Here is an 11,193-nt window from a genome sequence, read left to right as displayed (position 1 = left end):
GGGGAATGATGAATTCGATGATCGCCGAAAGGGCCTTTTCGTTGAGGACCTCCGGTTTGAGCAAGCCCTTGCCCTTGTCGATCATCAAGGCGGTCACCGGGTTTTGCGTTTCGAACTGGACCCCCAAGGGTGCCAGAGCCTGGGCCATAGTCTGAACGTCGCTGAAGCGAGTTGCAACGCTCGGCCGGCCAAATTCCAGGCCGATTCCGGCAAACCCTGCCTGGAACCGGCCGGTGACATCATTGGTCTTCATCTCTTCCGTACCCCGTCCTCCGATGTCGGTGCTGGGATGACGGATGAGGGGGTTGCTGAATTCCTGGCGCACGATGCGCGGCCAGGCCAGCTCCTGCTGGAAGATGGCGTCGGTCGGACACACGTCAGCCCTCAGGCAGACGCCGCACTCCACACACTCGTCTTCGATCACTTCACGGACCTCCCGCTTCTTGCTCTCGACGATGGCCCCCACCGTGCAGTAGGGCTGGCAGGTCCCGCAGTTGCTACATTTTTCTGGGTCGATTTTCATGATGCAGCTAATTTCTCCTTTCCTCTGCTTTTGAAGATGTACTTCTGGATCAAGGGATAACAGAGTGACACAATTGCAAAGATGATGAGCCCGGCGCTGATCGGCCGGGTGATCAGAACCGATGGGTCAAAGTTGGATAGGAGCATGGCCCGGCGCAGGGAAACTTCGGCTAAGTCTCCCAGGATCATTCCCAGGATCAGGGGCGCCAGCCCGAACCCGTACTTTTTCATGACATACCCGATGAACCCGAAGGCCAGGGTCACGTAAACGTCGGACATGGAATTGTTGATGGCGTAGGAGCCGATGACCGCAAAGAGCAGGATTGCGGGGCCGATTTTATGGTAGGGGAAATCCATCAGCTTGATCACGAATTTGATCCCGATGATCCCAGCCAGGATGATAAGCAGGTTGGAAAAGAAGTACCCGGCAAAGATCGAATAGACCAACTTGGGCTGCTGTATCATCATCATCGGTCCGGGACGAAGTCCATGGATGAGGAAGGCGCCGATCATTACTGCGGTAACCGAGCTCCCCGGAATCCCCAGGGTGAGCAAGGGGACCATGGCCCCGCCGGTGGCCGCATTGTTGGCCGTCTCCGGTGCGGCGATCCCCTCGATAATTCCGGTCCCGAACTTTTCCGGATGCTTGGACCAGCGCACGGCCTCGCTATAACCGAAGAAGGCAGCCGTAGTCGCCCCCACTCCCGGGAGGATACCGATGATCGTTCCGATCAGGGCCGAGCGCAGAAAATTCCATTTCAGGTATTTGATCTCATCCCAGGAGGGCATCCCGATCCGTACTTTTTCCTGTTTCTTGTATCCTTCCCGCCTTCCCTCCTTCAACCCTTTCTCCACTTGCTCGAAAACTTCGCTGATGGCAAAGAGACCGATGACTGCCGGGATGAAAGTGATCCCCATGAGCAGGCCGCTGTACCCGAAAGTGAACCGGTGCGTACCCGAGATGGGAGAAGTCCCGAAGGTGGCCAGGAAGAGACCCATGGCCGCCCCGATGACATTCTTGAGCACCGACTTCCCGCCGATCCCGGAACATACGCTGAGTCCCATGACCGCCAAGGCGAAGTATTCCGCATCCCCGAACTCCAGAGCGATGGTGGAAAGGGGAAGGGAGACAGCCGCCAGGCAAATCGTGCTGAAAATTCCCCCCAGCGTAGAAGCGAAGATGGCTATTCCCAGGGCTTTTCCGGCCTGGCCTCTTTTAGCCATCTCATGCCCATCCAGGATGGTCATAATTGCGGGAGCTTCCCCTGGAATCTTGAAAAGGATGGCCGTAATGGAGCCGGCATAGGTAGACGTACAGTAAAGCGAGATTAGAATCAGGATTCCGGTAATGGGTTCCATGTTGAAAGTGAAGGGAATGATCAGGGCAACGGCCATGGTCCCGCCCAGGCCCGGAAGAATCCCGATCAAGAGCCCGATCACCATCCCCACCATCATGGCCAGGATGTTCACCGGCATAAGAACGTTTTGAAACCCGTACAGAAACAGATCCAGCATGGATTCCAATCCCTTTCTTCTCTATCAATAGAGCAAATTGCTCAAACTCTTGAAAATCCAAACCCCGCGGGGCATGGCGGTGTAAATCAAAAGGCCAAACACCAGATAGGTGGCAATGGTCATACCCAGGGAGAAATACACCATCCTCGACTTTTTCCGGTCCCCCATCAGGTAGGAAAAGAGGATCAAAGCCAGGAAAGTGGACACTAAAAATCCCAGGTAGGGGATACAGAGGACATACAAAAGCATGACCCCCATGGTCTTGAGCAGCGCTGGCCGGTCTAAGGTTTCCTCCGGGGAAGCCTTCTTAATCGATCCTTTTTTCTTCCCTTTTAACAGAAACTGGAAAATGAGAATGGCGGATAGCCCTATCAATACCAGAAGGACCAGCTGGGGCCAGAAAGCATCGCCCATCTGCTGATATCCCTTTACGATGGGGAAATGGGTCGTGAGGTAATAAAAGAAGAGCGAAATCCCAATGATGACCAGGGCCGAGACAATATTACTCATCGGCAATTCCTCCATCCCCGAGGGCACCCAAATGTCTAACCTCGCTGCAGACCTCCGGAAGTTTATGTTAACGAAGAAAAGCGTTTGGTTACTTTCTGATCTGGTAGACTCCCGTGCGTTTCAAGAACTTCGTCACTTCTTCGGCATCTTCCTTGAAGAAGGCCTCAAACTCTTCAGGCCCCATGAACCCTTTTCTTAAATCGAGAAAACTCTCGGCTTCGTATTTTTGATAACCCGGGGATTTATAGGCTGCGGTGAAGACCTCGGCCAGGTAGCGTACAATTTCCGGCGGGGTCCCCTTTTTGACCACGATTCCCCGGTAAATTCCCGGAAAATCCCTAGCGCCCATCTCCCCGATGGTGGGCAAGTTGGGAAATGGACGAATTCGGTCTTTGGAGAAAGAGAGAAGGGGGCGGACCTTTTTGCCCTCGGCCAGGCCGATGACCGTGGCCGGTTCGTCCAGCATTACATCGATATGCCCCCCCAGAATGGAGGCCTGCTGCCTTCCCGCCGAATCGAAAGGAACAATTTTAGGGGTAATACCGACGATACTGGCAAAGCTGTCGGCAATATAGGCCTGGTACCCCTGGGCCGTTCCCACGACCCCCCAGGTCTGCTGGCCCGGGCGGGTCTTGGCGTCAGTGATCACATCCTGGATATTTTTAAAACGGCTTCCGGAAGGAACCACCATCAGCATGACATCGTGCTGAGCACGTATAACCGGGGAAAAGTCGGTGTATTGGTATTTGGTCATTCCTACCAGCCCCCCCGTTAATAGAACTGTAGTAGAACCCGCCCATACCGTATAACCGTCCGCCGGCTGATTTTGGATGTATTCCAGAGCCACAACGCCACCTGCCCCGGGTTTGTTGATAATGGGGAGGGAAACCTTCAAAATCTTTTTGGCTTCTGCTGTGATGGCCCGGGCTAAAAGGTCGCTCCCTCCTCCGGCGCCATATCCCACCACGAATTCAATCGCCCGTTCCGGGTAATTTTTGGGCTTCTCGATGGCCGATAGGAACGGAACATAGATGAAAGACATTGCCATGATGAGGATGAAGACATACAGCTTCCACCGATTCTTTTCCATATTTCTTACCTCCTTTTGTGGATTTATTCTTGCAGAACTCGACGGACTGCCGGCTAAATTTTTTCGAGGGCGGATAGGATATTTATCAATACTGGGTATGTATAAAAAAATGCTACCTGTGTCAAGAAAAATCTTTCGGAAACCAGAGGAGGAAAGGAGGGGAAAGTGAAATTCTTCTTGTCACCCCAAGCCCCGAGCTTTTTTCACCTCGGCCAGGAACTTTTGGGCATTTTCCACGATCACGGAATATTTTTTCTCGGCCACGGCCTTTTTATCCACCAGTTCCCCGCCGGCGGCAATGGCTGCAGCTCCCGCTTTGATAAACTCCCCGGCATTCTGCAGATTTACTCCGCCGGTAGGGACGAGGGGGATATGGGGCAGTGGGCCTTGAATGGCCCGGATGTAGGCAGGGCCTCCAACCTGGGCGATGGGAAAAACTTTGACTAAATCTGCCCCAGCCTCCCAAGCCGTAAGGATCTCCGTGGGGGTCAAGGCGCCGGGGATTACGACAGCACTGTAACGGTTGGACATCCTGATTACATCCAAATTCAGAGTCGGCGTCACTAAAAACCTGGCGCCGTTGAGGAACGCCATCCGCGCGGTTTCCGGGTCGAGGATTGTGCCGGCCCCCAACAAGACTTCCTGGCCAAATTTCTGACTGACTTCTTTGATCACATCCATGGCCCCAGGAACGGTCATGGTCACCTCAATAACCGTAATACCCCCTTCTTTGATGGCCTTGGCTACCTCAAAAGCTTCCGCAGCCGAAGAGACTCGGATAACCGGAACGACCCCTTCTTCTATAATTTTCGCCAGAACTTCTTTCATAAAACCCCCTTGGAATGCGGATTGCGGAATGCCGAATGCGGAATGGAAAAAATTCCGCACTCCGAACTCCGCATTCCGCATTTTTTATCTGGATATTCTCAACCCTGCTCCTTTGATCTGGGCTTCGACTTCATCCAGGGTGGACCAATTGAAGTCGCCTGGCATGGTGTGTTTCAAGGCAGCCAGGGCGTTACCATACTTAACGCCTTTTTCCGCATTCCCTGTGAGATAGCCATAGATGAAGCCGGCGGTAAAGGAGTCTCCAGCCCCGACACGGTCTACGATCTCAACGGTGTAAGTGCGGTCCGAATAAATTTTTCCGTCGGCGTAGGCGATGGCCGTCCAGTTGTTTTTCCACACCGAAAGATCTTCCCGGAGAGTAATGGCGACAGCCTTGATCCCAAAAGCACTGGCCAGGCTTTCCGCAACTTTCTGATAGCTATCCTCCCGGATTCCGAAAACAACCCCGGTGTCCTCTTCCGTAGTGGTAAGGATGTCCACCAGCTTCATCAAAGGCGCCTGGCAACTTTTGGCTTCAGCGGGCGACCAGAGTTTCTTGCGGTAATTGAGGTCATAACTCACCAGGCATCCCGCCTCCTTGGCCGCTTTCATGGCGACCGCCGTGGTTTCGGCAGCGGATGCGCTAAGTGCAGGCGTGATGCCGCTGACATGGAAGAGCTTGGCTTTGGAAAGAATTCTTTTCCAGTCCACCTCGCCGGGCTGGATCAGGCTGATAGCCGAATTTCCCCGGTCGTAAAGTACGGAGCTAGCCCGTGGGGCCGCACCGTATTCCACGAAATAGAGGCCCTGCCGACCTTTATCGCTAAAGGTCACCTGGGAGGTATCTACTCCCAGCTCCCGAGCCCGGTTGCGCACCATCTTTCCCAAGGCATTGTTGGGAAGTTTGGAAATCCAGGCCGCCGGCATTCCCAGCCTGGACAGTCCCACGGCCACGTTCAACTCGCTACCACCGATCTCCACATCCAAAGAATGGGTTTGCTCCAGGCGCCCGAAGTGCGGCGGCGACAGGCGCAGCATGGCTTCGCCGAAAGTGACGACGTCGTACATCATTGCCCACCTCTCTTGGTTTTATTCGTCAGTATGGTATCTTAAAAACTCATATTGATCAAGATGGATTCCCGGTCCAAAAGGGTTCGAGGACTTGAACCCTAGGACCCTTGGCCGCTGGAACCCTTTTCCAGATCCACTCCATCGATCGTCGAGCCACAGCTATAACATTTGTTTCCTTGCACCCGGTATTTGAGGATCTGAAATCCCAAGCGGTCCACCAGGAGCTTACCGCAATGGTAACAGAAAGTATCTTCCCCTATATCCCCTGGAACGTTTCCCGTATAAACATAACGCAATCCACTCTCCAGCCCGATTGTTCGGGCACGTTCAAGAATTCGCATGGAGGTCGGTGAGCGGTCGAGCATCTTATACACGGGGTGAAAGCGGCTGATGTGCCAGGGGGTTTCTTTACCTAAAGAGAAAATGAAACGGGCGATGTTCTGCAGTTCTTCTTCCGTGTCGTTGAGACCGGGAATAATAAGGGTGGTGATCTCTACCCAGACCCCCAAAGTTTTCATCACCTTCAGGGAATGGAGAACCCCTTGGAGTTTGGCGCCGCAACGCTTCTGATAGAACTCTTCCTGGAAAGATTTCAAATCTACATTGGCTCCATGGAGGTGGGGGTGAATCGTCCGTAAAGCCTCTTCGGTCATGTAACCGTTGGTTACAAAAATGTTCTTCAAGCCCTCCCGAGTGGCGAGCTGGGCAATGTCATAAGCATATTCGAAATAAATAGTCGGCTCGGTGTAGGTATAAGCAATGGTCCGGCAGCCCGTTTTTTTCGCCAAAGCCACAATTTCTTCCGGGCTTATTTTTTCCCCCATAATTCGCTTCTGGTCCCTGGGCATCTGGGAAATTTCATAGTTCTGGCAGAAGTCGCAACGAAAGTTACAACCCACGGTGGCGATGGAGAAAGATCTTGTCCCGGGGGCAAAGTGAAACATGGGTTTCTTTTCGATCGGGTCCACATTGCGGGAGATCAGCTGGCAATAAACTAAGGTGTAAAGGGTTCCCCCTCGATTCTCCCGCACGCCACAAATTCCGCGGTGGCCATCTGCGATTTGGCAATAGTGGTTACAGAGGTGGCAATGGACTTTCTGCTCGGGCATTTTCTGGTAAAGCATGGCTTCTTTCATGAGCAAACCTTTCAAGAAACCTCGGGTTCCAAGACTTTTTTCTTTCCAAAAATCTTGACCAGCCAGATGGATAGCTCATAAAGGATTTGAATGGGGGCCATCATCAGAAGCATGCTATAGGCATCCGGCGTAGGAGTCAGGATCGCTGAAAGAATGGAGTTAATTAACAAGGCGTACTTTCGATTTTTAGCCAGCACCTGATAGTTAATCAGTCCCACCTTCCCAAGGATGAGCATAATCAGGGGGAGCTCGAAGACCAATCCAAAGGCTAAGATCAAGCCAATAGCAAACGTCATGTACTTAGACAGCCCGATCATGGGTTGGAGATTTTCGCTGCCATAGGTTACCAGGAAATTAATCCCTACGGGCAAGACAAAAAAATAGCAAAAAAATGCCCCGGAAAAAAAGAGGGTCGTGGCGGACAGTACGATGGCCAAAGAATAAGTTCGGGAATTGAAAGAAAAGAGGGGGGAGAAGGCTCCCCATAGGCCTTGGAAAATGAAGGGGGCTGCCAGAAAAATACCCATAAAAAAGGCCAGGCGGAGGGAAGTAAGAAAAGCCTCTGGAAGGGCGTACATAATCAACGGCAGGCCCAGGGGTTTCTGCAGCAAGAACAGGGCTTCCTTCCAGAAAAAATAGGAAACGACCGAAAGGCCGAGGATGATGAGGAATATGCGAATTAAAGCACCCCGGAGACCTTCGAGCTTGTCGAAGACCTTGTTCCTGTCCATCTCCCGAATTTTATCCCCCCAGCCCATAGAGGAAAATTATACGCCCAAAAAGTATTATTTTAAAGAAAAAGTTGTTCACGAAACACTGGCGGGAAAGGCGAGGAAAGCGAGAAAGGTGAGACAAGTAAAAAATATGAAGAAAACTGTGCGCTCTGCGTCTTAATATTATCCCAGGATGGCACCTTTGGGGATGACCACGATGCCCGATTCAGTGACTGTGAATTTCTTGGCATCCTCTTGCAGATTGAACCCAATCGGGTATCCCTCCGGGATCCGGACGCCTTTATCTACAATCGCCCGATTCACCCGGGCGTATCTACCTACATCGACCCCCTCCATCAAGATGGAATCGCGAACCTCGGAATGGCTGTGGACGCGTACCTTGGGGGCTAAAATAGAGCGAATTACTTTTCCCCCGCTGATGATGCAATCGCCCGAGATGAGAGAATCGTAAACTCCTCCGATTCGGCCTCCTTCATACTCTTCGAAGAATACCGTTTTCGCCGGGGGGATGGGTGGGTGGTAAGTACGAATCGGCCATTCCTGGTCGTAAAGGTTGAATATAGGGTCGATGGCCACCAGGTCCATGCTGGCTTCATAATAGGCATCCAGCGTTCCGATGTCCCTCCAGTATTTGGCAATTTTTTTGTTTTCATCCCGGAAGCTGTAGGCGTAGACCCGGTCTTGAGGGACCATCGCCGGGATGACATTTTTTCCAAAATCATGCTGCGAGTCAGGATTCTTGGCGTCTTCAATGACCCGGCGTACGAGAATTTCTGTATTAAAAACATAAACCCCCATGTTGGCAAGAATCAGGTCGGGATAACCCGGAATGGTTTTGGGGATTTCTGGCTTTTCCTCAAATCCTACAATGCGAAACTCTTCATCTACTTGGAGAATGCCAAAATGGCGAGAAAGATTTTTATCCATTTCGATGACGCCCGCGGTAAGGTCGGCCCGGTGCTCCCGGTGGTAAGCAATCATCTCCATGTAATTCATCTTGTAGATGTGGTCGCCGGAAAGGATGAGAACCAGATCAGGACGGTCCAGCTGCAACACGTAGATGTTCTGGTAGATGGCATCGGCCGTTCCCAGATACCAATCCTCCCCGACACGCTGCTGGGGTGGAATGAGGTTGATGTATTCATCCAGTTCGGGGTTGAAGATATTCCAGCCCTGCATAATGTGCCGGTTTAGGGATAGGGATTTATACTGGGTGAGGAGGTTCACCCGCCGGATGCCGGAATTTAGGCAGTTGCTCAAGGTAAAGTCGATGATGCGGTATGTTCCTCCGAAGGGAACAGCGGGTTTGGCCCGATCCTGGGTAAGCGGGTAGAGCCGTTCACCTTTTCCTCCGGCCAGGATCATGCCCACAATTCTTTCAAACAAAGCAAGTCTCCTTGGCGATCAAGATTTCGCTTGCTTCTTCCGCTTGTTCAGAACTTCCCGGATTTTTTGTTTAAGCTCGGTGAGATCAGAAGATTTAATCACGTAGGCTTCCGCTCCCCAGGTCATGAAATTATCCCGGTACTGGGGATAGGCGGTGTTCAAGATGACCGGGACCTGGCGGTCTTTGCCCATCATGGCGGTCAGAGTTTCGATGCCGTCCATGACCGGCATGCGGATGTCCATGACCACCACTTGGGGCTTTTCTTTTTCGAATTTGGCCAGCGCCTCTTTTCCGTCTTTGGCCAGAACCACTTTATACCCTTCCTCGCTCAGTTCATCCTGATAAAGACGAAGAAGGCTGAGGTCATCATCCACACAAAGGACTTTTTCCATGGCTTGCTCCTTTCGAAAAAGAGGAAAGAGTCAGGGAGCTTTCAATGAAAAATTAAAGTGCCTAAAGTTTTCTGAAGAGAAATTCCAATAATAATTCTACCACAATTCTGGGTGTTGTGCACAGGCCCAAAAGTCAAATCCCTTCTTTCCGCAAATGAACCGTTCTTTGGGGAAAAGGGATCTCTATGCCTTCTTTTCTGAATCTCTCAAAAATGCGATGGCGAAGCTCATGCTGGACGTAATACTGATCCACGAACTCCCGCACCTGGCAGATGAGCGTAAAATTCAGGGCAGACTCCCCAAAGCCGGGGATGAATCGCACAATGGGGGCGGGTTCGGCCAGAAGACCTTCAATTTCTGAGGCTGCCCGGGTGGCTTCTTCCATCAGGATCTCCTCCACCCTTCTGGAATTGCTGCTGTAGCTGACGGCAATGTTCAGCATCAAGGACATGCGCCGTTCCGGGAGGAAATAGTTGGTAATAATACTTTCGGAGACCTTGGAATTAGGGATGACAACGATATTATTGGGGAGGGTCCGGATGCGTGTGGATCGCCAACCCACTTCCTGCACATACCCTTCCGGTCCTCCTTCTAATTTTATGTAGTCCCCCACCTGAATGGGCCGATCCGCCAGGATGTAGAGCCCGGCAAAGAAGTTGGCTAATGTATCCTTGAAGGCTAAAGCCACGGCCAATCCTCCAATTCCCAGGGTAGTCAGCAGGGGGCTAATGGAGATGCTCAGGCTGTCCAGGGTAATCAGGAGCCCGATGAGGATAATTAAGGCCTTGCCCAAAAGGTTTAGGATGCCCAGAGAAGGTTTAATCGGTTCATAGCGCTGCCCGTATTCTAAGAGAAGCCCATGGTAGATCTTGACGCTGGCGTAAATCAGTACCAATGCCGTGGCCAGGGAGATCCCTACCGTAGCGAACCGCTCTACCTTGAGGGTTAGTTCCGTGGCCCCCAGAGCCACCCGCCCGCCAATGAGCAGGAGTAAGATCAGAAGGGGTCCGTGAAGAGCTTCCACCTGCAATTTATCTACGCGGGCCTCTGTCTTTTCAGCCCATCGCCGAACATAGGTTTGAAATAACCGCGAAAGCAATAGACTCAAGGCGACCCAGACGACTACAAAGACGATTACGGCCAACCAAGTTGGAACCGGGATGGAGTATCCAAAAAATTGAGTCAAAGGAACCCTCCTTTTTAAGTTTGGCAGTACCCGGCTAGGTCTTAACCCCAGCGTTGATAAGGGCAAGGGCCCAACGTTTCCTATTAACCGTACAAACCTGGGAAAACGGTTAATCTTTTTCCCCGCCAGGTTTCAGTACGCTCACCAACCAGCCCGTTAAAAATCCAACCAGATAACTTACTAAAATGGTTAAAACGGCGGAAGTGGAAATTTCCCAGAAAAGCAACTTGACAGCCACAGGCTGGGTATTCTGGACGGCAAAAATTACCAGAAAAATAAGAAGAATGATCAATCCTATGACTTTGGGACTCATTTTTAAATCTCCTTTCAGCTCTTTTTTTCTTCTACTCCCTTTTTAGGAGGTTTCAGGGATTGCTCAAAGAGATTCTTTAAATCTTTGGTTTTTTCCCTGGCGTTCTGGCTTAAATTCTCCGCCTCTTTCTTGATTTCTTCCAGAGCAGGCAAGAAGAAGCCAAATTTGGCCTTCCATTCCTCATCAAGAGTTGGCTGGATTGCCGAAAAAGTTTCTTTCAATCCCTCTAAGGCTTTGCCCGCCAGTCCAAAGTTTTTCTCAGAAAAATGAACGATGACCTGGGAGAGAGCTTCGGACATATCCCAAAGCGTTTCGCGGGCCTTGGCCCGGGCTAATTCCTTTTCCAAATTGCCGATTTTAGACTGCATCTCATTCCTGGCCATTGACCATTCTTTCTCAACATTCTTTAGTTTCATATACCCTAAGCCATAACCGATCCCGAAAGCCAAGACGATAAGAATGATAATAATGAGAAAGGTCTTGAAGTTTTGCATTTTTTCCTCCTTCCT

General features: G+C 51.4%; 13 protein-coding genes. All 13 read right to left on the bottom strand.

All coding sequences use genetic code 11. From position 1 onward, the window contains the following. Nucleotides 1-523 (bottom strand): 4Fe-4S binding protein (locus Q7V48_09670; GenBank protein MDO9210999.1); only part of this gene is annotated, 523 nt, incomplete at its 3' end. Continuing rightward, complete coding sequence (locus Q7V48_09665) at nt 520-2,037, bottom strand: tripartite tricarboxylate transporter permease (protein MDO9210998.1); 1,518 nt, start codon at nt 2,035-2,037, stop codon at nt 520-522. The genes Q7V48_09665 and Q7V48_09670, both read right to left, overlap by 4 nt. A gap of 24 nt (nt 2,038-2,061) precedes the next feature. Further along, nucleotides 2,062-2,547 (bottom strand): tripartite tricarboxylate transporter TctB family protein, encoded by a 486-nt coding sequence (locus tag Q7V48_09660; GenBank protein ID MDO9210997.1) that lies wholly within the window; start codon nt 2,545-2,547, stop codon nt 2,062-2,064. Between the two features lie 88 nt (nt 2,548-2,635). Then, nucleotides 2,636-3,637, bottom strand: coding sequence for a tripartite tricarboxylate transporter substrate binding protein (locus Q7V48_09655; GenBank protein ID MDO9210996.1), 1,002 nt, complete (start codon nt 3,635-3,637; stop codon nt 2,636-2,638). Between the two features lie 180 nt (nt 3,638-3,817). Then, a complete protein-coding gene (gene eda / locus Q7V48_09650; protein MDO9210995.1) occupies nt 3,818-4,465 on the bottom strand; it encodes a bifunctional 4-hydroxy-2-oxoglutarate aldolase/2-dehydro-3-deoxy-phosphogluconate aldolase in 648 nt (215 codons plus the stop codon). Nucleotides 4,466-4,549: 84 nt separating this feature from the next. Further along, complete coding sequence (locus tag Q7V48_09645) at nt 4,550-5,536, bottom strand: sugar kinase (GenBank protein MDO9210994.1); 987 nt, start codon at nt 5,534-5,536, stop codon at nt 4,550-4,552. 98 nt (nt 5,537-5,634) lie between these two features. Then, nucleotides 5,635-6,672, bottom strand: a complete 1,038-nt coding sequence (gene amrS / locus Q7V48_09640) for an AmmeMemoRadiSam system radical SAM enzyme (GenBank protein ID MDO9210993.1) — start codon at nt 6,670-6,672, stop codon at nt 5,635-5,637. A gap of 11 nt (nt 6,673-6,683) precedes the next feature. Further along, nucleotides 6,684-7,403, bottom strand: a complete 720-nt coding sequence (gene tatC, locus Q7V48_09635; GenBank protein ID MDO9210992.1) for a twin-arginine translocase subunit TatC — start codon at nt 7,401-7,403, stop codon at nt 6,684-6,686. Nucleotides 7,404-7,568: 165 nt separating this feature from the next. Continuing rightward, nucleotides 7,569-8,792, bottom strand: coding sequence for a glucose-1-phosphate adenylyltransferase (gene glgC / locus Q7V48_09630; protein MDO9210991.1), 1,224 nt, complete (start codon nt 8,790-8,792; stop codon nt 7,569-7,571). An 18-nt stretch (nt 8,793-8,810) separates the two neighbouring features. Then, complete coding sequence (locus tag Q7V48_09625; protein MDO9210990.1) at nt 8,811-9,185, bottom strand: response regulator; 375 nt, start codon at nt 9,183-9,185, stop codon at nt 8,811-8,813. A 133-nt stretch (nt 9,186-9,318) separates the two neighbouring features. After that, a complete protein-coding gene (locus Q7V48_09620) occupies nt 9,319-10,371 on the bottom strand; it encodes a mechanosensitive ion channel family protein (protein MDO9210989.1) in 1,053 nt (350 codons plus the stop codon). A gap of 109 nt (nt 10,372-10,480) precedes the next feature. Beyond that, entirely contained in the window at nt 10,481-10,684 is a 204-nt protein-coding gene (locus Q7V48_09615; protein MDO9210988.1) for a LapA family protein, read from the bottom strand. A 14-nt stretch (nt 10,685-10,698) separates the two neighbouring features. Continuing rightward, on the bottom strand, nt 10,699-11,193 hold a 495-nt coding region (locus Q7V48_09610; protein ID MDO9210987.1), incomplete at its 5' end, for a hypothetical protein.

The organism is Deltaproteobacteria bacterium (assembly GCA_030654105.1).
Taxonomy (GTDB): domain Bacteria; phylum Desulfobacterota; class SM23-61; order SM23-61; family SM23-61; genus JAHJQK01.
The sequence above is the reverse complement of the archived record's forward strand: the minus strand, read 5'-3'. Positions and strand labels throughout refer to the sequence as shown.

Coding starts and splice junctions, on each gene's coding strand:
- Q7V48_09655 (MDO9210996.1), bottom strand. CDS start 3,637: ATGGAAAAGAATCGGTGGAAGCTGTATGTCTTCATCCTCATCATGGCA.
- Q7V48_09615 (MDO9210988.1), bottom strand. CDS start 10,684: ATGAGTCCCAAAGTCATAGGATTGATCATTCTTCTTATTTTTCTGGTA.
- Q7V48_09660 (MDO9210997.1), bottom strand. CDS start 2,547: ATGAGTAATATTGTCTCGGCCCTGGTCATCATTGGGATTTCGCTCTTC.
- tatC (MDO9210992.1), bottom strand. CDS start 7,403: ATGGACAGGAACAAGGTCTTCGACAAGCTCGAAGGTCTCCGGGGTGCT.
- Q7V48_09645 (MDO9210994.1), bottom strand. CDS start 5,536: ATGATGTACGACGTCGTCACTTTCGGCGAAGCCATGCTGCGCCTGTCG.
- eda (MDO9210995.1), bottom strand. CDS start 4,465: ATGAAAGAAGTTCTGGCGAAAATTATAGAAGAAGGGGTCGTTCCGGTT.
- Q7V48_09665 (MDO9210998.1), bottom strand. CDS start 2,037: ATGCTGGATCTGTTTCTGTACGGGTTTCAAAACGTTCTTATGCCGGTG.
- amrS (MDO9210993.1), bottom strand. CDS start 6,672: ATGAAAGAAGCCATGCTTTACCAGAAAATGCCCGAGCAGAAAGTCCAT.
- Q7V48_09625 (MDO9210990.1), bottom strand. CDS start 9,185: ATGGAAAAAGTCCTTTGTGTGGATGATGACCTCAGCCTTCTTCGTCTT.